Here is a 24533-nt window from a genome sequence, read left to right as displayed (position 1 = left end):
GGGCGGGGGGGGTGCCTCACCCCCCCCCCCGGCGGGGCCCACGCCCGCGGGCCCGCCGGGCGGGGGGGGGGGGGGCGGGCGCGCCGGGCCCCCCCGCCGCCGCTGTGTGCCCTCACAGTGCCGTGAGATGTCCGGGCTGTTCCGGCTGCCGCGGCACCAGGGCCGGTTCGGCGGTCGCCGTATCCGGCCGGAGGGCCAGTACGGCGGCCACGGGGTGGTCGTCGTCCTCGGGCACCGGCCCGGGCGTGACCCGGGTGAGCAGGACCACACCCCAGGAGGCCAGGCCCGCTCCGGCGAACGCCAGCAGGACGCCGGCCGGGCCGCCGTGGAGGCCCTGGCCCAGCAGGGTGAGGCCGATGACCGCGGCGGCCACCGGGTTGGCGAGGGTGACCAGGGCCAGCGGCGCGCCGAGGCCGCCTCGGTAGGCGGTCTGGGACAGCAGCAGCCCGCCGACGGCGAACGCGGCGACGAGTACGGCGACCACGATGACCTCGGTGCTCAGGGCCGGGGCCGTGCGGTCCGTGGCCGCCACCGTCACCGTCTGGGTCAGCGCCGAGGCGACACCGGAGGCGAAGCCGGACGCCGTCGCGTGCCTGAGGCCCGGCCGGGCGCCGGGCCAGGAGAGCATGCCGATCGCGGCGGCGGTCGTACCGGCGACGGCCAGTGCCTCGGTCAGCGACAGCACCCTTGCGGGCGCCGGACCGCAGGCGGTGACGAGCAGCGCGGCGAGCCCGAGCAGCGTCAGCGCCGTACCGCGCCACTCCACCGCGCTGACCCGGCGCCCCGCCGCCCGTGCGCCGAGCGGTACCGCCGCCACCAGGGTGAGTGCGCCGAGCGGCTGGACGAGGGTGAGCGGGCCGTACCTGAGGGCGATGACGTGCAGCAGGGCGGCGGCCGCGTTGAGGCCGACCGCCGACCACCAGGCGCCGGTGCCGAGCAGTCGCAGCAGGCCGGTGCCGGCGGTGCGGGCGGCGAGGCGTTCCTGGGCGACGGCGGCCAGCGCGTACGCGATCGCCGAGACGAGCGAAAGGGCGACGGCGGTCACGGCGGCGCTCATCGGCCCGCTCCCGCCAAGGCGTGCTCGCGCGGCGCGGGCCGGCCGGCGCCGCGTCCTGCCGGGCCGGTCGTCCCGGCCGTCCGGTGCGGCGGACGGATCAGGGTGAGGGCGACGCCGAGCATGGCCGTCGCGACGACCGCGTCGAGCCAGTAGTGGTTCGCCGTGCCCACGATCACCAGCAGGGTGATCACCGGGTGCAGCAGCCACAGCCAGCGCCACCGGGACCGGGTGGCCACGATCAGGCCGATCGCCACCATCAGCGCCCAGCCGAAGTGCAGCGACGGCATCGCCGCGAACTGGTTGGACAGATGGTCGCTGGACGGCGGGCCGTACACGGACGGGCCGAACCGGCGGGCGGTGTCCACCAGGCCGGTGCCGGTCAGCATCCGCGGCGGGGCCAGCGGGAAGGTGAACGGAAGCACCAGCGCGGCCGCGGTGACGACCGCGAGGACCCGGCGGGCCCACACGTAGTGCACGGGCCGTCTGAGGTACAGCCAGACCAGGAAGGCCAGCGTCGCCGGGAAGTGGACGGTGGCGTAGTAGGTGTTCGCCAGGTGGACGAGGGTGTCGCCGTGCAGCAGCGCGGACTGCACGTCGTTCTCGTGGGGGAGATCCAGCGCCCGCTCCAGGTGCCACACGCGGCGGGCGTTGCGGAAGGCGTTCGCGGTGTGTCCGGTGGCCAGTTGCCGGCCGAGCTTGTAGACGAGGAAGAGCCCCGCGACCAGCAGAAGCTCACGTATGAGTGCAGGGCGCGCCGGAGCGTCCGGCGGCTCGGCTGCGGCCTCTGCAGGCTCGGTTCGGGCATTCATCCCCCGGCCCCTTCGCTGACGGTGGTGCGTGTGGTGGTGACGAGCCCCGCCCCCGGCCGGAACTCATCGATACGTCATCGTACCGATACGCCAGTGTACCGATACGCTCAAGTACCGGTACACTTGCGTATCGGTTGATGTACGACACACTGGAGACAGGGTCGGCCGTGCCGCTACAGCGAGACTTGAGCGGGGCGTGCGCCGATGGCCGAGCCGGACACGAGTGAGGGGAAGCACCGCATGACGTCGCAGGCCGCGGACGGACCGGACATGGTCGCCGCCTCGCGCCGCTCCAAGATCACGCCGGAGCGTGAGCGGGAGTTCTTCGACGCCGTGCTGGAGCAGATCCGCGAATGCGGTTACGAGTCCGTCACCATGGAGGGCGTCGCCGCCAGCACCCGGTGCAGCAAGTCCACCCTCTACCGGCAGTGGAAGACCAAGCCCCAGTTCGTCGCGGCCGCGCTGCGCGCCAATCGCCGGGTGCGGTTCGCCGGCATCGACACCGGATCGCTCGCCGAGGACCTGCGCCAGGCCGCGCGGGCCGCGGGGGAATGGTCCGGCAAGGACACCAGGCTGCTGCACGCGCTCGGGCACGCGGTGACGGCGGACCACCAGCTCGCCCAGGCGCTGCGCGAGGCACTCGTGTACCCGGAGATCGCCGCGCTGCAGGAAATGCTCGCGCGGGGCGTCGCCCGGGGCGAGGTCCGGGCCGACCATCCGGCGCTGGAGTACATCCCCGCCATGATGTTCGGCGTGCTGCGCGTGCGGCCCGTGCTCAGCGGCCAGTACGCCGACAGCGACTATCTCACCCGGTTCGTGGAGGCCACCGTGCTGCCCGCGCTCGGGCTGACACAAGACCCAGGCCGCCGTTCACGGGATGACTGAACGGTGACCTGCCGGCGCCGCACCGTGGGGACGGGGGCGGCGCGCACCCCCCGGCCGGGTGGGGCTCCTCTTGAGCGGAGGGGAGCCCCACCCGGCCGCACTCTTGTCCCGGCGGCCGTGGATCAGACGTCCTGGCCGTTCCCGTCGCCGGACGACACCTTGATCCCCTTGAGGATCTCGTCGATGACGGCCGTCTTCTGCCCGACGTCGATGCCGAACCGCACCACCACGATCTGCTTGGCGTCGTCGGGCGAGGGGAAGGCGACCGACTCGACACAGCCGTCGGCGCCCTTGCTGGTGACCGCCTTCCAGCGCACCATGTACCCCTTCTGTCCGGCCACCGTCACCGCGCCGGAGCCCAGCACCTGGTGCGAGGTGATGCTGCCGTAGGTGGTGCCGCCGTACGACTGCTTGGCGTTGGCCGCGATGTCCGCCTTGGCGACCTGCTCGGCCGTGTCGCCCTTGATGTCCAGCGCCTGGGCGGGAGCCGAGTAGGCGCCGCCCGAGGTGCAGGTCTGGGCGGAGTTGCCCGGGCACTTGTAGGAGTCGTCGGAGGTGACCTGCGCGCCGACGCTGATCGTCTGGCCGGTCCAGCCCGTCGGCACCGGCAGGCTGATGCCGTTGACCGGGTCCGGCACCGTGCCGCCGCCCTTCACCTTGGGCGCCTCGGACTGGCCCGGCGACGGCGAGGCCCCACCGGACCCACCGGACCCGCCCGGACCGCCGAAGCCGCCCGAACCCCCGGGGCCGCCCGAGCCGCCGGACCCGCCGCCCGGCCCGCCGTCCTGTCCACCCGTGGCGCCCTGCTGCGACCCGGCCCGGTCGGCGCCGCCGTCGCCGGGGTTCTTGGCCAGGGTCCACACGCCGAGCGCGATGCTCGACAGGACCGCGGTCGCCGCCGCGACGGCTATGCCCGTGCGCAGGCCGCGCCGGGACCGGGGCTGAGGCGGGGCGGGGTACCCCGGATACGCCGGATACCCGGGCTGCGCGCCGTAGACAAAGGGAGCCGCGGGGGTCGCCGGGTGCGCCGGCTGCGGGCCGCCGGCCGGCGGCGGCTGTGTCGGGGGACCCCACGTGGCGGCCGTCCCGGCGGGGCGGGTCTGGTCCGTCCAGGCCTTGCCGTCCCACCAGCGCTCGGTGGGCGGACCGTCGTTCGTCTGCCCGGGGTCGGGGTACCACCCGGGGGGAGTCACCTGCGTCATGACCCCACCGTATGAGGCGACAGTGAAAGTGTGATGAGAGGATCCGTCGCCAATCGACCGTACGGGACATATCGGCGCCGGGATTTTTTTTCTCACTCCTCCGGCACGGCCACCGCTCACCGCCCCTTCACGACGCCCGGCCCGCGCACCGCCGCCGCCGGCGGCCCGCCCCGGCGACGAAGTCCGTCTCGTCCGGTGCGGTCGGACGGGTGATGCCCCGGTCCCCGTGCGGGCACACGTGATCCGGCAACCGGTATGGCGCCAGCCGATGTTGACGCCCCGTCCGCCGCTGACCGGCTGCTCGGGCCGGGTGCGCGTCGCCTGCCCGCACCCACTTTCACCCGCCGGGGCAACAGCTGCCCCGACCGGCCACCACACGTCCCACCGGACGGCTACGCTCATGCTCTGTACGTCATTCGGGCGACCTGGGGAGGTAACGGGATGACGGAGGGACGGCCGCCGGCGGCCGCCTCGGCTTCCCTGTGGGAGCGGGACGCGGAGATGGCCACCGTCGCACAGGCACTCGACCTCCTGTGTGCCGACCAGTCGTCCGCGGGCAGTCTGCTGGTCTTCCGCGGCGAGGCGGGATTCGGCAAGACCGCACTGCTGGCCGAGACACGCCGCACAGCCGAGCGCCGCGGCTGCGCCGTGTGGTCCACGCGCGGCGCGGAGACCCTGCGGACCGTCCCGTTCAACGTGGTACGGCAGCTGCTCCAGCCCGCCCTGCTGTCGTTACTGCCCGAGGAGGCCCGCGAGTACCTCGGCGACTGGTATGACATCGCCGGTCCCGCCCTCGGCATAGTCGACCCGCAGGAGGGCAGCGCCGACCCGCAGTACGTGTGCGACGGACTCGTCGCCGCGGTGCGCAGGCTCGCCCGCCGCGAGTGGCCGCTGGTGCTGCTGATCGACGACGCGCACTGGGCCGACCAGGAGACCCTGCGCTGGCTCGCCGCGTTCGCCGAGCGCCTGGACGACCTCTCCGTGCTCGTCGTGGTCGCCCGCCGCCCCGGCGAGGTGAGCGGCGACAGCGCCCGCCACCTCGACGCGGTGGCCGCCGCCGCGGGCCGCCCCGTCGACAACCTCAGGGCCCTCACGCCCGACGCCGCGGCGGGGCTCACCCGGGCCGCCCTCGGCCGCCATGCCGACGACGCGTTCTGCCGCGAGGTCTGGGCCGTCACCGCGGGCAACCCCTACGAGACCACCGAACTCCTCGCCAAGGTGCAGGACAGCGAACTGCAGCCGGTCGAGTCCCGGGCGGCCGAACTGCGCGCCCTCAACCGCGCCGCCCGCGGCGGCGGACTGGTCGACCGGCTCAAGGGGCTCGGCCTGGAGGCCACCCAGTTCGCCTGGGCGGCCGCCATCCTCGGCACCGGCATCACCGTCGACATGGTCGCCCGCCTCGCCACCATGGACGACGCCATCGCCCGGCACTGCGCCGAACTCCTCTGCACCCAACGCATCCTCGCCCACCCCGACCTCGCGGACGGCAGCGAACGCGACGGGGGCGAGCTGGAGTTCGTCCACCCGCTGATCGCCAGCGCCGTCTACAACTCCATCCCCTCCGGGGTGCGCACCGCCATGCACGGCGTCGCCGCGCAGATCATCACCGAGCTGGGACGCGGCGCCGCCCTGGCCGCCCGGCACCTGCTGAAGGTGCACCCGGACGGCGACGAGGAACTCGTCGAGCAGCTGCGCGAGGCCGCCCGCGAACACCTCGCCGTCGGCGCGCCGGACGCGGCCCGCACCTGCCTCGAACGCGCCCTGCAGGAGCCACCGCTGCCCGAGGTCCACGCCCACGTCCTGTACGAACTGGGCTGCGCCACCCTGCTCACGGCACCCTCCGTCACCATCGACCACCTCCAGTTCACGCTCGGCCTGCCCGGCCTCGACGGCGAGCGGCGGGTCGACGCGGTGGTCCGGCTCTCCCAGGCGCTGCTCCACAACGACCAGCTGGAGGAGGCCGTCCGCACGGTCGAGGCCGAGGCCGCCCGGCACGAAGCCGGCCCCGTGAAGATGCGGCTGCAGGCCGTGCAGTTCATGTGGGAGGGCATCCACGGCGAGACCGTCTCCCCGGCCCGCTCCCGGCGCCTCGCCGAACTCGCGAGGACCTGCACCGGCCGCGACAACGCCGAACGCGCCCTGCTCGTCCTGCGCGGCTTCGACGCCATGACTCACGGCGAGAGCGCCGACGAGGTGCTCGAACTGTGCGACCGAGCCCTCGTCAACGGCCGCCTCGCCCCCGGCCTCGGCTGGACCGACCCCGAATGGGGCATCGAGCTGCTGATGATGCTCGGCAGCGCGTACGCCTACGCAGACCGGCTCGACCGCGCCGAGAACCTCTTCGCCGAAGCCCTGCGCGTCTACACCGGCGCCGGCTGGCGCGGCGGCCACCTCTCCCTCGCCAACGCCTTCCTCGGGCTCGCCTACCGCAGGCAGGGACGGCTGCGCGAGGCCGAGTCCACGTTGCGCGAGGCACTGGTGCTCGCCGAACGCGTCGGCCGCCGCCTGCCGCTGTACTGGTCGGCGACCTGCGGACTGGTCGACACCCTGCTGGCCCGCGGCCGTGTCGACGAGGCCTGGTCGATCGCCGAGCAGTACGGCTTCGCGCCGCCCTACCCCTCCACGATCGTGCTGCCCGACATCCGCTGCGTACGCGGCCGGCTGCTGCTCGCCGTGGGCCGCACCGAGGAGGGCGTCCACGAACTGGAGGCCGCCGAGAAGATCGCCGCCTCGCGCGGCGGCCACAACCCGGTCCTCTCGCCCTGGTCCATCGACCTCGCCAAGGCCCTCGCCGAGCAGAACCCGGCACGCGCCGCGCAGCTCGCCGCCGACGCCCGCCGGCAGGCCGAACGCTTCGGCACGGACACCGCCATCGGCGAGGCCCTGCGTTGCGCCGCCGCCCTGGAGACCGGCGGGCGCGCGGTCCAGCTCGCCGCCCAGGCCGTCACCTACCTGGAGGCCTCACCCTGCCAGTACGAACACGCGGCGGCCCGCGTCGAGTACGGCATCGCCGCCCGCTCCGTGGCGGAGCTCAACCGGGGCCTGGACCTCGCCCGGGCGTGCGGTGCGGAGGGGCTGGCGGCCCAGGCGAGGGAGGTGCTGGAGACGGGACGCGGGCTGCGGTAGTGCCTTCGGCGGACCTCACACCGTGAGCAACTGCTCCGTCACCGTCGCCAGACGCTTGCGGACCTCCGGGTCGTACGCCTCCTCGTGCGCCCGGGCCCGCCGGGTGCCGTCGAAGTAGCCGCCGCTACCCAACTCCCCGGTGGCCAGGGCCAGTACGGCCGCCGCGCCGTCGGCGACCGAGTTCCAGGGGGCGATGCCGCTCTCGCGGACCATCGCCGTGTCCATGAAGGTGGCGGGGTGCAGGACGTTCACCGACACCCCGCTGCCGGCGAGTTCGTCGGCGAGCGTGAAGGTGTGCGCGGCGAGGGCGAACTTGCTGCGGCAGTATGCCGACATCCCGCTGTAGCCGCGGGTCAGTTCCGGGTCGGAGAAGTCGAGAGGCTCCTGGCCGGCCGAGCCGACGTTCACGATCCGGGCCGGCGCGTTGGCCCGCAGGACGGGCAGCAGGAACCGGGTGAGGACGACGGGCGCGAGATGGTTCACGGCGAGCCGCAGCTCGTGTCCGTCGGCGCTCAGCTCCCGCCCTGAGCCGGGCGTGCCGCCGCCCACCCCCGCGTTGTTGATCAGCACGTCGAGGCCGGGACGCGCCTCCGCGACCCGAGCGCCCAGCTCCCGCACCTCGGCGAGGCGGGCCAGGTCGGCGACGAACCCCTCGGCCTCGCCCTCGGTGCGCAGCTCCGCGACGAGCCGCTCGGTGCGGTCCCGGTCACGGCCGTGGGCGAGGACGACATGGCCGGAGCGGACCAGTTCGAAGGCCACGTACCGGCCGAGTCCGGAGGTGGCGCCGGTGATCAGAATGGTGGACATGGTTCCACCCTAGGCACGGCCCGGTGCCGCGAGGGAGGTGCTGTCGAAGCTACGACCGGCAGGGTCACCCTCGGCCCCGGTCCTCCCCGTCGTCCTCCTCGGCGAGCACGCGCTGGGCGGTCGCGAACGCGGAGTTGGCGGCCGGCACCCCGCAGTACACGGCGGTCTGCAGCAGCACCGCGGCGATCTCCTGAGTCGTCAGCCCGTTGCGGCGCGCCGCCCGGACGTGCATCGCCAGCTCGTCGTGGTGACCGTGGGCGACCAGCGCGGTCAGTGTGATCATGCTGCGCTCGCGCCGGGACAGCGTCGGATCGGTCCAGACCTCGCCCCAGGCGTAGCGGGAGATGAAGTCCTGGAACCGGGCGGTGAACGGGGTCTGCCGGGCCTGCGCCCGGTCCACGTGCGCGTCGCCCAGCACCTCCCGGCGCACGGTCGTCCCGCTCGCCGGCGGCCCGTCGAAGTGGGTGCGCAGCGCCGTCAGCACGGCCCGCGGAACCTGCGCGGGCGCCAGATGCGAGGCGCCGGGCAGCTCCACCAGCGTCGCGCCGGGCACCGCGTCGGCGATCTCGCGCAGATGCGCGGGCGGCGTCGCGGGATCCTGCCGACCCGCCACGAGCAGTGTCGGTACGGAGGTCTCGCCGAGCCGGTCGCGCAGATCGAACGCGGCGAGCGCGTCGCAGCAGGCGGCGTACGCCTCCGGATCGGCCTCCCGGTGGTCCTGGAGGAGCTTCGGGACGCTGAAGCCGGGGGTGAACCAGCGCGCGTCGGCGCTCTCCACCAGCCACTGAATGCCCTCGCGGCGCACCCGCCGCGCCCGCTCCCGCCAGGCCGTGCCGTCGCCGAAGTGGGCGGAGGAGCACAGCACGGCCAGGGAGGTCAGCCGGTCGGGGTGGTGCACGGCCAGGTGGAGGCCGACGGCGCCGCCGAGGGAGACGCCCGCGTAGGCGAACCGGTCGATGCCGAGCCTGTCGGCGAGGGCCAGCACAAGCGCGGCGAGGTCGCCGACGGTCGCGCCCGGTCCGATCAGCTCCGGTGCCGACCCGCCGTGGCCGGGCAGGTCCCAGCGCACCACGCGATGGGCTGCCGAGAGCTCGGGCGCGACCGCGTCCCACAGGGCGTACGAGGTGCCGAGCGACGGCCCCAGCAGCAGCGGGGGCGCCGAGGCCGGGCCTTCTGCCAGATGGTTGAGGAGTTTCTCGGTCAACGTCGCTCCAGGGCACGGTCGGTGAGAGCTCCGGCGAATCCGGTGTAGTGGGCGGGGGCGCCAAGGCCGTCCAGGTCGATGTCCTTCAACTCTGGCTGCTCGCCGAGGAGTTCGCGCAGCGGGCGGTCCTCGGTGTGGGCGCGGCGGGCCAGTTCGGCCAGCAGCTCCTTGGTACGCGCACGACCGAGAACGGGGCTGAGGGCGGCGGACAGCCGCTCGGACACGATCAGCCCCCGGGTGAGACCGAGGTTCCGGCGCATCGCGGCGGGGTACACACGCAGGCCCTCGGCCAGCTCGGCCGCGTGGGCGGCCGAGCCGCCCACCAGCCGGAGCAGATCGCGCAGCGGCTCCCACTCGGCATGCCAGGCACCGGCCGGCCGCTCGTCCTCGGCGGCGACGGAGCCGTACAGCGTGGCCGTGAGCTGGGGGGCACGCCGGGCGGCGGCCAAAAGGAGCGTGGAGCGCACCGGGTTCGACTTGTGCGGCATGGCCGACGAGCCGCCGCCGCTGCCCTCGCTCACCTCGCCGATCTCCGTGCGCGACAGCGTCAGCACATCCACGGCGAGCTTGCCCAGGGCGCCCGCGGTGAAGGCCAGGCACCCCGCCAGGTCGGCGATCGGCGTGCGCAGCGTGTGCCAGGGCAACGCCGGTGCGGCGAGGCCGACTTCGCGGGCGTACGCCGTCGTCAGCGCGGCGGCGTCCTGGGCGCCGTACGTCTGGAAAGCCGCCAAGGTGCCAGCCGCGCCGCCGAGTTGGGCGGGGAGCGAGTCCCGTACCCGGGTGAGGCGGTCCGTTGCGTCCAGGACCAGCGACCGCCAGCCGGCCGCCTTCAGCCCGAACGTGGTCGGTACGGCGTGCTGGGTGAGCGTCCGTCCCGGCATCGCCGTGTCCCGGTGCTCCGCGGCGAGTCGGGCCAGCGCCCGCTCGGTGCGGCCCAGGTCGGCCAGGACCGGGCCGAGGGTGCGCACGGCGACCAGCATCGTCGCCGTGTCCATGATGTCCTGGCTGGTGGCGCCCCGGTGGACGTAGGGGCCGTACTGCTCGCCGACATCCCTGGTCAGGTCGGCGACCAGCGGGATGACCGGGTTGCCGCCGGCCGGGGTCCGAGCCGCCAGGGAGCGGACGCCGAACCGGTCCGGGACGGCAGCCTCGGTCACCGCCGCCGCGGCCTCGGCCGGGGCGAGCCCCAGCGCGGCCTGCGCGCGGGTCAGCGCCGCCTCGGCGTCGAGCAGCGCCCGCAGATACGCGTGGTCACTGGTCGCGGACGCGGCGCCCGACTGCCCCCACTCGGGCGCGAGCAGGCCGGTGTCGGCGTACGGAGGGGACGCAAGTGTCACTGGAACTCCAGGAAGACCGTCTCGCCCTCGCCCTGAAGACGGATGTCGAAACGGTAGGTCCCCGGGCCCTCCTCGGTGGCGATCAGCGTGTCGCGCCGGTCGCCCACCCGGGTGAGCAGCGGGTCGGCGGCGAGCGCTGCCTCGTCGCCCGGCAGGTAGATCCGGGTGAACAGGTGGACGAGCAGGCCGCGCGCGAAGACGCAGACACTGAGGTAGGGGGCGTTGCCGCCGCGGGCGCCGGGCCGGAGCGTACGGGCGTACCAGTGACCGTCGGCGTCCGTCTGGCTGCGGCCCCAGCCGGTGAACTCCACGCCGTTGCGGCCCAGGTAACCGCCGGTGGCCGGGTCGCGCCGGATGGAGCCGTCGGCCTGCGGGACGGTGCCGTCGGGGCGCGGACCCCACAGCTCCACGAGCCCGTCCGGCAGCGGCCGCCCCGCGCCGTCGAGGACGTACCCGTGCACCGTGATCGTGTCCGGGTGACCGAGCGGGGCGATCTCCTCGCCGCCGCGGAAGGGCAGGGCACAGCCGTAGAAGGGGCCGACCGTGTGGGACGGGGTGGGCAGCACCTGCTCCGGGCTGCTCGTGTCGATCTTCGTCATGGCGGTCAGCGTCCTTCCTCGATCCAGGTGGCGGCCGGGCCGTCCAGCACGATGTCCCAGTGGTAACCGAGTGAGAACTCCGGCACCGACAGGCCGTGCTCGTAGGTGGCGACCAGCCGCTGCCGGGCCGCGTCGTCCGTCACCGACTGCAGGATCGGGTCGTACGGGAACAGCGGGTCGTTCGGGAAGTACATCTGCGTCACCAGCCGCTGGGCGAACGCCGTACCGAACACCGAGAAGTGGATGTGAGCCGGGCGCCAGGCGCCCACGTGGTTGCGCCACGGGTAGGGGCCCGGCTGGATGGTGGTGAAGTGGTAGCGGCCCTCGGCGTCGGTGAGGGTGCGGCCGACGCCGGTGAAGTTCGGGTCGAGCGGGGCGTCGTGCTGTTCACGCTGGTGGGCGTAGCGGCCGGCCGAGTTGGCCTGCCAGATCTCGATGAGCTGGCCGCGCACCGGGCGCCCGTCGCGGTCCAGCAGCCGCCCGGAGACGGTGATCCGCTCACCGATCGGCTCGCCCCGGTGGTGCCGGGTGAGGTCGTTGTCGATCCCGGTGATGTCGCGCTCCCCGAAGGCGGGGGAGTGCAGCTCCACCAGCTCCGGGTCCTGGGCGGTGTCGATGGCGACCAGGGGCTGCCCGGGGTGGCGGAACACGGAGGAGCGGTAGGGCGCGTAGTCGCGACGCGGGTGGTGCTCGACGGGGGCGCCGTCGGCGACGCGCTTCTCGTACGCGGCGTGCTCGGTGGCGATTTCGAGGTCGATGTCGGCTTGGGTGAGAGTCATGGGGCGTCCTAGGGCCAGCGTTCGAGAACGAGGGCGAGGCCCTGGCCCACGCCGATGCACAGGGTGGCCACGCCGGTGCCGGAGCCGCGGCGGGCGAGCTGGTGGGCGACGGTGCCGGCGAGCCGGGCACCGGAGGCGCCGAGGGGGTGGCCGAGCGCGATCGCTCCGCCCTGGGGGTTGAGGATCGCCGGGTCGAACTCGGGCCATTCGGCGAGGCAGCCGAGGACCTGGGCGGCGAACGCCTCGTTCAGCTCCAGGACCGACAGGTCGTCGAATCCCTTGCCCACCTTGGTGAGGGCTCGGCCGACGGCCTCGACGGGGGCGAGACCGAAGTGGTGCGGGTCGGTCGCCGACACCCCGGTCGCGGAGATCCGGGCCAGCGGTTCGCGGCCGGTCGCCGCCAGGCCCTCCTCGTCGGTGAGGAGCAGGGCGGCGGCGCCGTCGTTCAGGGGGGAGGCGTTGTCCGCCGTCACCGTCCCGCGCTCTGTGCGGAATGACGGCTTCAGCTTGGCCATCGTGGCGAGGGAGGCGTCGGGCCGTACGCACTCGTCGGCGGCGAAGCGGACCGGCTCGCCCTTGCGTTGCGGGACGGGGACCGGTGCCGACTCGACATCGAACAGGCCCTGTTGCTGAGCGGCGGTCGCCTTGCGGTGGGAGGCCAGCGCGAACTCGTCCTGCTGCGCACGGGTGATCTTGTGCTTGTCGGCGATCAGCTCCGCGCTCTCGCCGAGCGGGACGGTCCACTGCGGGTCCATCTTCGGGTTCACCATGCGCCAGCCGAGCGTTGTGGAGTACAGCTCGGCGTGTCCGGCCGGGAAGGGACGGTCGGACTTGGGCAGGACATAGGGGGCGCGGGTCATGGACTCCACGCCGCCCGCGAGGGCGATGTGCGCGTCACCGACGGCGACGGCGCGGGTCGCCTGGACGACCGCTTCCAGGCCGGAGGCGCACAGCCGGTTGACGGTCACGCCGGGCACGCCGGTCGGCAGGCCCGCCAGCAGCACGGCCATACGGGCCACGTTGCGGTTCTCCTCGCCGGCGCCGTTGGCGTTGCCGAAGTAGACGTCCTCGATCCGGGCCGGGTCCAGGTCCGGTGTCCGGGCCAGGAGCGCGCGGATCGTGTGGGCGGCGAGGTCGTCCGGGCGTACGGAGGCCAGGACGCCGTTGTAGCGGCCGAAGGGGGTGCGGACGGCGTCGACGAGGTAAACCGTGTTGAGCCTGTTGACGGCGTTCACAGCAGATTCTCCGGGATGACGAGTTCGGCGTCGGTCCGGGCGACGACGTCGTCAACGGTCACACCGGGGGCGGTCTCCATCAGGGCCAGGCCCTGCTCGCTGACGTCCAACACCGCAAGGTCGGTGATGACTCGGTTCACACAGGCCTTGCCGGTGAGCGGCAGCGTGCACTCCTTGAGAATCTTCGGGGAGCCGTCCTTGGCGGTGTGGGTCATCACCACGATCACCTGACGGGCGCCGTGCACCAGGTCCATCGCGCCGCCGATCCCGGTGACCAGCTTGCCCGGTACGGCCCAGTTGGCCAGGTCGCCGCCCGCGGAGACCTGCATCGCGCCGAGCACGGCCACATCGATGTGCCCGCCGCGGATCATCGCGAAGGACAGCGCCGAGTCGAAGAAGGAGGCGCCCGGCAGGACCGTCACGGTCTCCTTGCCCGCGTTGATCAGATCCGGGTCGACCTGGTCGTCGGTCGGATACGGGCCCGTGCCCAGAATGCCGTTCTCCGACTCCAGGACCACCTCCACACCCGGGGGCAGGTGGTTCGGGATCAGCGTGGGCAGGCCGATGCCGAGGTTGACGTACTGGCCGTCGCGCAGCTCCCGCGCCGCCCGCGCGGCGATCTCCTCGCGTGTCCAGGCCATCAGCTGCTCACCGTCCGCTGCTCGATCCGCTTGTCCGCCGCCTGCTCCGGGGTCAGGGCCACCACCCGCTGCACGAAGACGCCCGGCAGGTGCACCGCGTCCGGGGCGATCTCGCCGGGCTCGACCAGCTCCTCCACCTCGGCGACCGTGACCTTCCCCGCCATGGCCGCGAGGGGGTTGAAGTTGCGGGAGGACTTGTTGAAGACGAGGTTTCCGTGGCGGTCGCCCTTCGCGGCCCTGACCAGCGCGAAGTCGGTGCGGATGGCGCGCTCCAGGACGTAGTCCACGCCGTCGAACTCCCGCACCTCCTTCGGGGGCGAGGCCAGCGCGACGCCGCCCTCGCCGTCGTAGCGCCACGGCAGACCGCCCTCGGCGACCTGGGTACCGACTCCGGCCGGGGTGTAGAAGGCGGGGATGCCGGCGCCGCCCGCGCGCAGCCGCTCGGCCAGCGTGCCCTGTGGGATCAGCTCCAGCTCCAGCTCGCCGCCCAGGTACTGACGGGCGAACTCCTTGTTGCCGCCGATGTAGGAGCCGGTCACCCGGCTGATCCGCCCGACGGCCAGCAGTACCGCGAGTCCGGACTCCAACGCCCCGCAGTTGTTGGAGACGACCGAGAGACCACCGACCCCGCGCTCGTACAACGCCTGGATCAGCACGTTCGGCACACCGCTCAGCCCGAACCCGCCGACCGCGAGGGACGCGCCGTCCGGCACATCGGCCACCGCTTCCGCGGCCGTGGCGACCACCTTGTCCATCCGTGAAGCCTCATCTCTTCGCCATTAATCAGCGCACTGAGTATTTCAGCGAGGTGGTCCACACGCTGCCACCGGAGGTGATGTCCGTCAAGACATGTGTTGTTCGTACTTCTCGTAGGAGACAGGTGGTCCGGTCGACGAGTATTGTTCAGTACACCAACGAAATGATCAGGGAGCGCACATGGCCGCGGTGGACCTCACCACCCATCCCGGGCACCTGGCCCGGCGGCTGCAGCAGGCGCACTACCTGCTGTGGAACACGATGGTCTCCGAGGAGATCACCTCGCCGCAGTTCGCGGTCATGAACGCGCTCGTCGCGGAGCCTGGCCTCGATCAGCGGACCGTGGGGGAGCGGGTGGGCCTGGACCGCTCGACCATCGCCGAGGTCATCAGCCGGCTCGGCCGCCGGGAGTTGCTGACCAAGGTGCGCGACCCGCAGGACGGCCGGCGCTTCCTGCTCCGCCTGACCGACGAGGGCCGGCGCACCCATCGCAAGCTGACCGTGCGCACCGCCCGGATGAACCAGGTCTTCCTGGCGCCGCTGTCCGCCGAGGAACAGACCGTGTTCTTCGACCTGATCCGCCGGGTCGCGGACGCTGCGGAAGGCCTGCGCAACCCGGCCGAACCGCTGGCCGCGCGGGGCTGACCGGGCCGTACGGGCGTCAACCGGCCGGTACGCACGTCAACCGGCCGGTACGCACGTCAACCGGCCGGTACGGGCGTTCACGGTGCCGGTGCGAACACCACCCACACCTGGCCGTCGGCGAAGTCCATCCGGCCGCCGTCCGCCGCGGTGAACGTCGTACCGTCCGTCGCGTCCGGCCGTGACCAGGAGGCGTCGAAGGACCGGCCGTCGCGCAGCACCTGCGCCTTCCCCGAGCCGACCGTCTCGGTGTACGGCGTGCGGTTGCCGAGCACGTCGTGATAGCGGGAGGTCCGGATCTTCACGTACTGCACGACGACCGTCGCCGGTGCCACCCGCGCGCCGTCCGTCGTCACCGCGGGCGTGCCGTCCATCGCGACCAGCCAGCGGTGCCGCTCGGCGGACCAGTTGAACGTGAAGCGGGCGGCCGGGTAGCGGACGGTGCGCGCGGCCGTGGGGGTGCCGCCGGCCGGGGCCGGGCCGTAGCTGAAGCCGGTTGTCAGCGCGGCTTGGCCCGGGGCGGACGGCAGCAGCTTGGCCGGGTGCAGATAGAGGTTGTGCGGGGCGGCCTTGGCGGTGCCCCGGTAGTAGGCGGCGGGGGCCTCGTCGGGGGACTCCGCCCGCAGCGGCGCCCTGTCGATCAGCGGGAGCAGCTTGTGCTGGGCGCCGGAGAAGGCGAGCGTCGGCCGGTGGAACTGGCGCAGCAGCTCCAGATCGGACTCGCGGGCGCTGCGCACCGGTCCGACGGTCTTCGGGAGCCTGGTCGCGTACACCGCCATCAGCCGGCTCAGACCGCCCTCCACCTGCTCGGCGTACACCACGTCCGCCGCGTCGAGCCCGGTCTGGGGGCGGGCCGCGGGCACGTTGTCGATCTTCACGGCGAGTGGTGAACCGGCCGCCGTGTCCGAGGGGGCCGTTGCCGGAGCCGACGGTGCCGTGGGCGCCGGGGTCTGCTGCGGGGCGCGGTCGTCGTCCCGGCCGTGGTGGGTGCAGCCGGCCGTGAGGGTCGCGGTCAGTGAGACCGCCAGCGCGGCCATCGTCAGCGTCCCGCGGCGCATGCGCGCTCTGTGTCCCATGCCCACCATGGCCACCCCGTTCGTTTGTCCGATTGTGCGCTCATAGGGTCATTGCTGGCCATACCCGAACACTTACGGTCATGCGCGCTCCGTGGGCCGTTCGGGCTCCGGAGACGACCCTGGCGGGCGGAGACGCCCCTGGCGCGGGTGAGGCGGGCGGGCGGCGGCGAGACGGGCGGGCCGAGCCGTGGGTGATGGCCGGAGCCGAGGCGTGGGTGATGACGGGCGGTGGACGGCGGAGAGTCGGGGCGGTGGGCGGCGCGGGTTGAGGGCGGTGACGGCGGTGGGTGGTGACGGCGGTGGGCGGTGGCTGGTGGCGGGCGTAGGAGGGGCGCGGGCGGTGGCGGGTCGGGACCGGAGCGAGGGATTCGGTGCTGGTGGGCGCGGGTACCCGGGCGCCACCGCGATTCGCCCACGCGACCGAGGGAGCGCGACCCATGAAGGCAGTCACCTGGCAGGGCAGGCGGGACGTCCGGGTCGAGGACGTGCCCGACCCGCGGATCGAAGAGCCCACCGACGCCGTCATCCGCATCACGTCCACCGGACTGTGCGGCTCGGACCTGCATCTGTACGAGGTGCTCACCCCGTTCATGACACCGGGCGACATCCTCGGGCACGAGCCGATGGGCATCGTCGAGGAGGTCGGCCCCGGAGTGCCGGACCTCAAGGCCGGGGACCGGGTCGTGGTGCCGTTCCAGATCGCCTGCGGCAACTGCTGGATGTGCCTGACCGGGCTGCCGACCCAGTGCGAGACCACCCAGGTCACCGGCGAGGGAATGGGCGCCGCCCTGTTCGGCTACACCCGCCTGTACGGCGCCGTGCCCGGCGCCCAGGCCGAGTACCTGCGGGTGCCCCAGGCGCAGTTCGGGCCGATCAAGGTGCCCGAGGGCCCGCCGGACGACCGTTTCGTCTACCTCTCCGACGTGCTGCCCACCGCCTGGCAGGCCGTCGAGTACGCGGCCGTCCCGCCCGGCGGCACCCTCGCCGTCCTCGGCCTCGGCCCGATCGGCGACATGGCCTGCCGGATCGCCAAGGCATGCGGTGCGGAGCGCGTGTTCGGCATCGACCTGGTGCCTGAACGGCTCGCGCGTGCCGACCGGGACGGCGTGGAGACCTACGACCTGAGAGCCTTCGACGACGAGAAGGCGCTGGTCAACGCCGTCCGCGACGAGACCGGCGGCCGGGGCCCGGACGCCGTGATCGACGCCGTCGGCACCGAGGCCCACGGCAGCGCCGCCGCCAAACTCGCGCAGACGGCGACCGGGCTGCTGCCCCGCAAGCTCAGCGCCCCCATCGCGGAACGCTTCAGCGTCGACCGGCTCCGCGCCCTCCACCTCGCGATCGACCTGGTACGGCGCGGCGGCACCATCTCGCTGAGCGGCCTGTACGGCGGCATGGCCGACCCGATGCCGATGCTCACCCTGTTCGACAAGCAGATCCAGCTGCGCATGGGCCAGGCCAACGTCCGCCGCTGGACCGACCGGATCATGCCGTATCTGACCGACGAGGACCCCCTCGGCGTCGACGACTTCGCCACCCATCGGCTGCCGCTCGCCGAGGCACCGCACGCCTACGACATGTTCCAGCACAAGCAGGACGGCGCCATCAAGATCCTCATGAACCCGTAGACCGGCCGTCAGCCCCGGTCCCTCTCGCCCAGGATCTCCGCCAGGTCGTAGCGCACCGGCTCCTCCAGCTGGGCGTAGGTGCAGCTCTCCGGCATGCGGTCCGGGCGCCAGCGGCGGAAGCGGGCGGTGTGCCGGAAGCGCTGCCCGTTCTCCATGTGGTCGTAGGCCACCTCGGCGACCCGCTCCGGCCGCAGCGGCACCCAGGACAGGTCCTTCTTCCCCGACCAGCGGCTCGGCGCGCCCGGCAGCCGGGCCGTCTCATGCGCGGCCTCGTCCGACCAGGCCGCCCACGGGTGCCCGGCCACGTCGTCCATGCGCAGCGGCTCCAGCTCCTCGACCAGTTCGGCCCGCTTCTTCATGGGGAACGCGGCCGACACCCCCACGTGCTGGAGCTGTCCCCGGTCGTCGTGCAACCCCAGCAGCAGCGAGCCGACCACCGGGCCGCTCTTGTGGAACCGGTACCCGGCCACGACGACATCCGCCGTCCGCTCGTGCTTGACCTTGAACATGACCCGCTCGTCCTGCCGGTAGCGCAGGTCGAGCGGTTTGGCGACGACTCCGTCGAGGCCGGCGCCCTCGAACCGCTCGAACCACTGCTGCGCCACCTCGATGTCGGCCGTCGCGGGCGCCACGTGCACTGGCGGTGTCGCGTCGGCGAGCGCCCGTTCCAGCAGGGCCCTACGGTCGGTCAGCGGGACGTCGAGCAGGGAGTGGTCGTCCAGGGCGAGCAGGTCGAAGGCCACGAAGGACGCCGGGGTCTTCTCCGCCAGCATCCGCACCCGGGAGTCGGCCGGATGGATCCGCTCGGTCAGCGCGTCGAAGTCCAGATGGCCTTCCCGCGCGATCACGATTTCCCCGTCCAGCACGCACCGCTCGGGCACCCGCTCCTTCAGCGCCGCCACCAGCTCGGGAAAATACCTGGTCAACGGCTTCCCGGTACGGCTGCCCAACTCGACTTCGGTGCCGTCCCGGAACACGATCGAACGAAACCCGTCCCACTTCGCCTCGTAGTGCATCCCCGGAGGGATCTTCGCCACCGACTTGGCGAGCATCGGCTTCACGGGCGGCATGACGGGCAGATCCATGCAACCGATTCTGCTCGCATGCCTCCGGCACCGCCCGGTATGCGCGCTGTGCGGGGTGCGCCTACCGTGGCCGCATGGGTGCTGCGGTGGAACTGGAGGTGGCCGGCCGGACCGTACGGCTGTCCAGCCCGGACAAGGTCTTCTTCCCCGAGCGGGGTTTCACCAAGCTGGACCTCGCGCAGTACTACGTCGCCGTCGGCCCCGGCATCCTGCGCGCGTTGCGCAACCGCCCCACGACCCTGGAACGCTACCCCGACGGCGTGGGCGGCGAGTGGTTCTTCCAGAAGCGGGCCCCGAAGGGCATGCCCGACTGGATCCCGACCGCCCACATCACCTTCCCCAGCGGCCGCAGCGCCGACGAGATGTGCCCCACGGAGCAGGCCGCCGTCGTCTGGGCCGCCCAGTACGGCACGCTCACCTTCCATCCCTGGCCGGTACGCGCCACGGACGTCGACCGCCCCGACGAACTCCGCATCGACCTCGACCCGCAGCCCGGCACCGACTTCGACGACGCGGCCCGCGCCGCCCACGAACTGCGCGCGGTTCTGGACGAGTTCGGCGGGCTGCGCGGCTGGCCGAAGACCTCCGGCGGCCGGGGCCTGCACGTCTTCGTCCCGATCGAACCGCGCTGGACCTTCACCCAGGTGCGCCGCGCCGCGATCGCCGTCGGCCGGGAGATGGAGCGCCGGATGCCCGAGCAGGTGACGATCAAGTGGTGGAAGGAGGAGCGGGGCAGCCGTATCTTCCTGGACTACAACCAGACGGCCCGCGACCGCACCATCGCCTCCGCGTACTCCGTACGCCCCCGCCCGAACGCCACCGTCTCGGCACCCCTGCGCTGGGAGGAGGTCGGCGTGGCGCACCCCGCCGACTTCGACCTCGCCACCATGCCGGACCGCTTCGCCGAACTCGGCGACGTCCACGCCGACATGGACGACCACGCCTACTCCCTGGACGCCCTGCTGGAGCTTGCCCGCCGCGACGAACACGACCACGGCCTGGGCGATCTGCCGTACCCGCCGGAGTATCCGAAGATGCCCGGCGAACCCACGCGCGTCCAGCCGAGCCGGGCCCGGCGGGAGCAGACGTCCTGAGGGCGGCGCGCGGACGGCCGCCGTCGCCAGGGCACAAACCAGGGACCGGGCCGCCGACGAGGCGGTCTCGGCGGGCAGGCGGTCGCGCAGGGCGGCGAACGCCCGCCCGGTCGACTCGTCGTGCACGACACCGACCCCGGCCGTGCCGCCGCGTTCGCCGCCGAGCACGGCGGACGGGGGCTGGACTCGGCCGGCGCGGTGGCCGAGGAGGCGGACACCGTCCTGCTCGCCACCTGGTCCCGGGCCCCGTTGCTCGCCCCCGCGGACACTCGCGCCGGACAGCACTTCACGAGTCCCGGCACCGACGAGCCCGGCAAGCGGGTACTCGCCCCGGACCTGCCGGACGCCGCGCTCCTCGTCGTCGACGACACCGAACTCGCCGCGCACATGGGTGCGTTGGCCGCGCCCGGGCTCGCCCGGACCAGCGCCGACGCCACCCTCACGGACGTCCTGCGCGGCACGCACCCCGGCCGCACCCGGCCCGGCAGCGCACGGTGTACGCCCCCGTCGGGCTGCCCCGGCAGGACCTCGCCCTCACCTGGCTCGCCTGGCAAGAGGCGGAACGCCGGGGCGTGGGCACGACGATCGACCTGCTGAAGTGAGCCGCGGAGTCCCCCGCCGGGGACGCCCCCGGGCCACGCGCGGTCGAGAACCCACCGCTCGGCGCGGGGCCCCCTCCTGGACGTCGTCGATCTGGCCGTCACACGGTGACCGTCGCCGGGCCCGCCGCCCCGGACGCAAGCCGTCCCTACGGCTCGGGCGAACATGGCCATGCCTGCGTCGCGGCACCGGCGGGGTCTCAACCGCGCGGTTATCCTGACCGGCAGCCGCCGATGAGGAGTCCCGAAGTGACCGAGGCAGTGTCGCGTCCCACGCTGGAGGCCGTGGCCGCGCGGGCCGGCGTGTCCCGGGCCACCGTGTCCCGGGTGGTCAACGGCGGCGACGGGGTGCGCGCACCCTTGGCCGAGCGGGTCCGGCAGGCCGTGGCAGAGCTGGGTTACGTACCCAACCAGGCGGCGCGCAGCCTCGTCACCAAGCGGCACGACGCCGTCGCGGTCGTCATCGCCGAGCCCGAGACCCGGGTTTTCGCCGACCCCTTCTTCGCGCTGCAGTTGCGCGGCATCAGCAAGGAACTGACCGCACACGACAACCAGTTGGTGCTGTTGCTCACCGAGGGTCGTGACGATCACGCGCGCGTGGCCCGGTATCTCTCCGGAGGCCATGTCGACGGCGCGCTCGTCTTCTCCCTGCACCTCGACGACCCGCTGCCCGGCCTCATCCAGGACGCCGGTGTGCCCACCGTGTTCGGCGGACGGCCGGGCTGGGGCGACGACGGCCGCGGGGCCGGCCCCGCTCGCCCCACGGCGAAGGACCCCAGCGTGGTGTACGTCGACTGCGACAACCGGGGCGGGGCACGCGCTGCCGTACGGCATCTCGTGGGCCTCGGCCGCACACGCATCGCGCATCTCACCGGCGTCCTGGACCAGACGTCGGCGGTGGACCGGCTCGACGGCTACCGGGACGTCATGGGCGAGGTGCCCGGTGGGAACGATCCCCGGCTGGTGGTGGAGAGCGACTTCACCCCGGCCGGCGGTGAACGCGCCATGCGCGAACTCCTCGACCGCTGCCCGGACGTGGACGCCGTGTTCGCCGCCAATGACCTGACCGCCCTCGGTGCCCTGCGCGTGCTGCGCGCGAGCGGCCGGCGGGTGCCCGAGGACGTGGCCGTCATCGGCTTCGACGACATGCTGCCCGTCGCCGAGGAGGCCGACCCGCCACTGACGACGGTTCGTCAGGACATCGAGGGAATGGGCCGTCTGATGGCCCGCCTGCTGCTGCGCGGACTCTCCGACGGCCGCGACGGGACGGACGGCCGCGGCAGGACGGACGGCTGTGACCGGACGGATGCCCGCGACGGGACGGATGCCCGCGGCAGGACGGACGGCCTGGACCGGACCGGAAGCGCCGTGGACGAGCCGCACGCCGGCGGCGTCATCCTCCCGACCACGCTGATACGACGGGCGTCCGCCTGACCGCCGCGCAAGAGGCCCCGGCCCGGTCTGCCGACCGGATTCAGCCCTGTGGCGACTCGCTCTTGATCACCGCGAAGCGGGCGCCGTACGGGTCGGTGAGCCTGGCCATGCGGCCGACGCCCTCCATGGTCGTCGCCGGCACGCGCACCTCTCCGCCGAGCTGCCGCGCCTTCTCGACCACCGTGTCGGTGTCCTCGACCTCGAAGTACGGCAGCCAGTACGGGCTGCCCTGGGCCTCGGCCGGGTCGTCGGCCAGGGGCACGATCCCGCCGAACATCGCGTCCTCCCCGCCGTCGGCCGGATTGACGCACGTGTACGTCCCGCCCGGGAAGGGCACGGCGGACGTCTCGAGCCCCAGCACCTGGTGGTAGAAGGCGGCTGCGGCCGCGATGTCCGGGGTGTACAGCTCGACCCAGCACAGCGAGCCCGGCTCGCTAGCCATGTCGACGCCCTTGGTCCGGCCCGGCTGCCAGATCCCGAAGGGCACGTGCGCCTGGTCGGCAAGGACCGCCATGTGTCCCTCGCCCATGACGTCCATCGGCTGGAACAGCACGCTGCCGTGGTGCTGCCCGGCGGCCTTGGCGGTGGCCTGTGCGTCCGCGCTCTGGAAGTACACCGTCCAGGCCGGCGGGCCCTGCTCGGGGCCGGACTGCATGCCGCCCGCGATGGTCCTGCCGCCCAGCTGGAAGAAGCCGTAGCCTCCCGCGTCCGGGCCCGCCGACTGGAACTGCCAGCCGAAGAGACCGCCGTAGAAGGACACGGCGCCGTCGATGTCGGGGGTGCTGATGTCGAGCCAGTTCGGGGCGCCGTCGACGAAACGGGTGGTGAGCATCTTCGCCCTCCTCGAAAGGGGTCCCGTCCTCTGCACTGCCGAGTCTGGCACCCCCCACTGACAATCGCCGCCGGATCGCCGCGACGCGCCGGACGGACCACGCTCACTCCGGGTGGCCGGGCGCGCCCTGCGGGTTTTCGCCGCGCCCCGCGCGCCGCCGTGCGCCGGTGCGGTCCGGGAGAGCATCATCGGGGGCGGCCGCAGGCCCTGCCGGCGGCGTTGACCCGGCGTTGATCGAACGTTTTTCGCCGCGCGGCACGATCCTGGTCATGCCCTTCGAAACCATCACTCCGGCCGACGACACCTGGCAGGCGCAGGCCCTCTGCGCGCAGACCGGGCCGGACTTCTTCTTCCCCGAGCCCGGCAGCTCGGTACGCGAGGCGAAGCGCATCTGCGCCATGTGCGAGCTGCGCCCTGCCTGCCTGGACTACGCGCTGGCCAACGACGAGCGCTTCGGCGTCTGGGGCGGCCTGTCCGAAAAGGAGCGCCTCGCCCTGCGCCGCACGTCCCACTGACGACGTCCGCCGACGTCCGCCGACGCCCGCCAGGTACCCGTCCTTCCGGAGAGTCCCCTGCGAGCGTCGGACACCGGCGTGCGGTCGGTGACCGGCGTGCCTCAGGCTCCGGCCCGGGCCGCCATCCGGGCCTTGCGGGTGGCCAGCTTCTCGTCGAACTTGAGGGCCTCCTCGTTCAGGCCGCCCATGAACAGGCCGAGTTCCTCCTGCGCCTTGACTCCCTCGGGGCCGAGGCCGTCGATCTCCAGGACCTTCAGGAAGCGCAGGACGGGCTGCAGCACGTCGTCGTGGTGGATGCGCATGTTGTAGACCTCGCCGATGGCCATCTGCGCGGCGGCCCGCTCGAAGCCGGGGATGCCGTGGCCGGGCATGCGGAAGTTCACCACGACGTCCCGCACCGCCTGCATGGTCAGGTCGGGGGCCAGCTCGAAGGCGGCCTTCAGCAGGTTGCGGTAGAAGACCATGTGGAGGTTCTCGTCGGTCGCGATGCGGGCCAGCATGCGGTCGCAGACCGGGTCGCCGGACTGGTGGCCGGTGTTGCGGTGCGAGATTCGGGTGGCCAGTTCCTGGAAGGCGACGTAGGCGATCGAGTGCAGCATCGAGTGCCGGTTGTCGGACTCGAAGCCCTCGCTCATGTGCGACATGCGGAACTGCTCCAGCTTGTCGGGGTCCACCGCGCGCGAGGCGAGCAGATAGTCGCGCATCACGATGCCGTGCCTGCCTTCCTCGGCCGTCCAGCGGTGCACCCAGGTGCCCCAGGCGCCGTCGCGGCCGAAGAGCGTGGCGATCTCGTGGTGGTAGCTCGGCAGGTTGTCCTCGGTGAGCAGGTTGACCACGAGGGCGATGCGGCCGATGTCGGTCACCTTGGACTGGTCCTTGCCCCAGGCCTCCCCGTCCTCGAACAGGCCGGGGAAGTTGCGGGCGTCGCTCCACGGCACGTACTCGTGCGGCATCCAGTCCTTGGCGACCTTCAGATGCCGGTTCAGTTCCGTCTCGACCACTTCCTCCAGTGCGAACAGCAGCCGCGCGTCGGTCCAGGCGGACGGGCTGCCGAGGTGAGGGGAGGTGATCGTCACGGGAACTCCAGGGGGACGCCGAACAACGGGGAGAATCAGGCGGCGGTCCGGCGAGCGGTGCCGGAAACCTACGTGATCGTAGGCTACGAATGCGTAGGTTACGAAGCCGTAGGTT

At 73.0% G+C, this 24533-nt stretch carries 23 protein-coding genes; 8 read left to right on the top strand and 15 right to left on the bottom strand.

Going from position 1 to position 24533, the window contains the following annotated elements; all coding sequences use genetic code 11:
* Positions 1–112 precede the first annotated feature (112 nt).
* Together ACWGJ5_RS33740 and ACWGJ5_RS33735 are read right to left on the bottom strand one after the other, a co-directional pair.
* Complete coding sequence (locus tag ACWGJ5_RS33740; RefSeq protein WP_453313423.1) at positions 113–1057, bottom strand: hypothetical protein; 945 nt, start codon at positions 1055–1057, stop codon at positions 113–115.
* Positions 1054–1866: a phosphatase PAP2 family protein gene (locus ACWGJ5_RS33735; RefSeq protein WP_453313422.1), complete on the bottom strand. Its 813-nt coding sequence runs from the start codon at positions 1864–1866 to the stop codon at positions 1054–1056. The genes ACWGJ5_RS33740 and ACWGJ5_RS33735 overlap by 4 nt, the downstream gene beginning before the upstream one ends.
* A gap of 240 nt (positions 1867–2106) precedes the next feature.
* Between ACWGJ5_RS33735 and ACWGJ5_RS33730 the strand changes: the two genes are divergently transcribed.
* Positions 2107–2751, top strand: coding sequence for a TetR/AcrR family transcriptional regulator C-terminal ligand-binding domain-containing protein (locus ACWGJ5_RS33730; protein ID WP_453313421.1), 645 nt, complete (start codon positions 2107–2109; stop codon positions 2749–2751).
* Between the two features lie 122 nt (positions 2752–2873).
* Here ACWGJ5_RS33730 and ACWGJ5_RS33725 read toward each other — a convergent pair whose 3' ends face one another.
* Complete coding sequence (locus ACWGJ5_RS33725; protein ID WP_453313420.1) at positions 2874–3953, bottom strand: DUF2510 domain-containing protein; 1080 nt, start codon at positions 3951–3953, stop codon at positions 2874–2876.
* A gap of 441 nt (positions 3954–4394) precedes the next feature.
* Here ACWGJ5_RS33725 and ACWGJ5_RS33720 point away from each other — a divergent pair, with 441 nt between their 5' ends.
* A complete protein-coding gene (locus tag ACWGJ5_RS33720; protein WP_453313419.1) occupies positions 4395–7079 on the top strand; it encodes an ATP-binding protein in 2685 nt (894 codons plus the stop codon).
* A 15-nt stretch (positions 7080–7094) separates the two neighbouring features.
* On the opposite strand, the gene ACWGJ5_RS33715 is transcribed toward ACWGJ5_RS33720, so the two are convergent.
* The 8 genes from ACWGJ5_RS33715 to ACWGJ5_RS33680 all read right to left on the bottom strand — a co-directional run bounded on the left by ACWGJ5_RS33715 (position 7095) and on the right by ACWGJ5_RS33680 (position 14436).
* Complete coding sequence (locus ACWGJ5_RS33715) at positions 7095–7886, bottom strand: SDR family NAD(P)-dependent oxidoreductase (RefSeq protein WP_453313418.1); 792 nt, start codon at positions 7884–7886, stop codon at positions 7095–7097.
* 64 nt (positions 7887–7950) lie between these two features.
* On the bottom strand, positions 7951–9090 hold the full coding sequence (pcaDC, locus tag ACWGJ5_RS33710; protein ID WP_453313417.1) for a bifunctional 3-oxoadipate enol-lactonase/4-carboxymuconolactone decarboxylase PcaDC: 1140 nt from the start codon (positions 9088–9090) through the stop codon (positions 7951–7953).
* Complete coding sequence (pcaB, locus tag ACWGJ5_RS33705) at positions 9087–10427, bottom strand: 3-carboxy-cis,cis-muconate cycloisomerase (RefSeq protein ID WP_453313416.1); 1341 nt, start codon at positions 10425–10427, stop codon at positions 9087–9089. The genes pcaDC and pcaB overlap by 4 nt, the downstream gene beginning before the upstream one ends.
* Complete coding sequence (gene pcaG / locus ACWGJ5_RS33700) at positions 10424–11026, bottom strand: protocatechuate 3,4-dioxygenase subunit alpha (RefSeq protein WP_453313415.1); 603 nt, start codon at positions 11024–11026, stop codon at positions 10424–10426. Before pcaG ends, pcaB begins: the two co-directional genes overlap by 4 nt.
* Positions 11027–11031: 5 nt before the next feature.
* Positions 11032–11805, bottom strand: a complete 774-nt coding sequence (gene pcaH, locus ACWGJ5_RS33695; protein ID WP_453313414.1) for a protocatechuate 3,4-dioxygenase subunit beta — start codon at positions 11803–11805, stop codon at positions 11032–11034.
* An 8-nt stretch (positions 11806–11813) separates the two neighbouring features.
* A complete protein-coding gene (locus ACWGJ5_RS33690; protein ID WP_453313413.1) occupies positions 11814–13040 on the bottom strand; it encodes a thiolase family protein in 1227 nt (408 codons plus the stop codon).
* Positions 13037–13681, bottom strand: coding sequence for a CoA transferase subunit B (locus ACWGJ5_RS33685; protein WP_453313412.1), 645 nt, complete (start codon positions 13679–13681; stop codon positions 13037–13039). Before ACWGJ5_RS33685 ends, ACWGJ5_RS33690 begins: the two co-directional genes overlap by 4 nt.
* Positions 13681–14436, bottom strand: a complete 756-nt coding sequence (locus ACWGJ5_RS33680; protein ID WP_453313411.1) for a CoA transferase subunit A — start codon at positions 14434–14436, stop codon at positions 13681–13683. Before ACWGJ5_RS33680 ends, ACWGJ5_RS33685 begins: the two co-directional genes overlap by 1 nt.
* Before the next feature lie 181 nt (positions 14437–14617).
* Here ACWGJ5_RS33680 and ACWGJ5_RS33675 point away from each other — a divergent pair, with 181 nt between their 5' ends.
* Positions 14618–15082, top strand: coding sequence for a MarR family winged helix-turn-helix transcriptional regulator (locus ACWGJ5_RS33675; RefSeq protein WP_453313410.1), 465 nt, complete (start codon positions 14618–14620; stop codon positions 15080–15082).
* Between the two features lie 77 nt (positions 15083–15159).
* Here the strand turns inward: ACWGJ5_RS33675 and ACWGJ5_RS33670 are convergent, their stop codons facing one another.
* The gene (locus ACWGJ5_RS33670) at positions 15160–16155 is read right to left on the bottom strand and encodes a DUF3048 domain-containing protein (RefSeq protein ID WP_453313409.1); all 996 of its coding nucleotides are present in this window, start codon (positions 16153–16155) and stop codon (positions 15160–15162) included.
* Between the two features lie 437 nt (positions 16156–16592).
* On the opposite strand from ACWGJ5_RS33670, the gene ACWGJ5_RS33665 reads away from it, so the two are divergent.
* On the top strand, positions 16593–17783 hold the full coding sequence (locus ACWGJ5_RS33665; protein ID WP_453313408.1) for a zinc-dependent alcohol dehydrogenase: 1191 nt from the start codon (positions 16593–16595) through the stop codon (positions 17781–17783).
* A gap of 8 nt (positions 17784–17791) precedes the next feature.
* On the opposite strand, the gene ACWGJ5_RS33660 is transcribed toward ACWGJ5_RS33665, so the two are convergent.
* A complete protein-coding gene (locus ACWGJ5_RS33660; RefSeq protein WP_453313407.1) occupies positions 17792–18868 on the bottom strand; it encodes an ATP-dependent DNA ligase in 1077 nt (358 codons plus the stop codon).
* A gap of 74 nt (positions 18869–18942) precedes the next feature.
* Here ACWGJ5_RS33660 and ligD point away from each other — a divergent pair, with 74 nt between their 5' ends.
* From ligD to ACWGJ5_RS33645, 3 genes are all read left to right on the top strand, one after another.
* On the top strand, positions 18943–19962 hold the full coding sequence (gene ligD / locus ACWGJ5_RS33655; protein ID WP_453313406.1) for a non-homologous end-joining DNA ligase: 1020 nt from the start codon (positions 18943–18945) through the stop codon (positions 19960–19962).
* 120 nt (positions 19963–20082) lie between these two features.
* Entirely contained in the window at positions 20083–20559 is a 477-nt protein-coding gene (locus ACWGJ5_RS33650) for a hypothetical protein (protein ID WP_453313405.1), read from the top strand.
* Positions 20560–20810: 251 nt separating this feature from the next.
* Positions 20811–21995 carry a LacI family DNA-binding transcriptional regulator gene (locus tag ACWGJ5_RS33645; protein WP_453313404.1) on the top strand — a complete coding sequence of 395 codons (1185 nt, stop codon included), beginning with the start codon at positions 20811–20813 and terminating at the stop codon, positions 21993–21995.
* Between the two features lie 40 nt (positions 21996–22035).
* Here the strand turns inward: ACWGJ5_RS33645 and ACWGJ5_RS33640 are convergent, their stop codons facing one another.
* Positions 22036–22827 carry a VOC family protein gene (locus ACWGJ5_RS33640; RefSeq protein ID WP_453313403.1) on the bottom strand — a complete coding sequence of 264 codons (792 nt, stop codon included), beginning with the start codon at positions 22825–22827 and terminating at the stop codon, positions 22036–22038.
* Between the two features lie 269 nt (positions 22828–23096).
* Between ACWGJ5_RS33640 and ACWGJ5_RS33635 the strand changes: the two genes are divergently transcribed.
* On the top strand, positions 23097–23342 hold the full coding sequence (locus ACWGJ5_RS33635; RefSeq protein ID WP_055709873.1) for a WhiB family transcriptional regulator: 246 nt from the start codon (positions 23097–23099) through the stop codon (positions 23340–23342).
* A 101-nt stretch (positions 23343–23443) separates the two neighbouring features.
* Here ACWGJ5_RS33635 and ACWGJ5_RS33630 read toward each other — a convergent pair whose 3' ends face one another.
* Complete coding sequence (locus tag ACWGJ5_RS33630) at positions 23444–24418, bottom strand: acyl-ACP desaturase (RefSeq protein WP_453313402.1); 975 nt, start codon at positions 24416–24418, stop codon at positions 23444–23446.
* Positions 24419–24533: the final 115 nt, after the last annotated feature.

The organism is Streptomyces sp. NPDC054783, from assembly GCF_053611725.1.
Note: the sequence above shows the minus strand (reverse complement) of the source record. Positions and strands in the feature narration are given on the sequence as shown.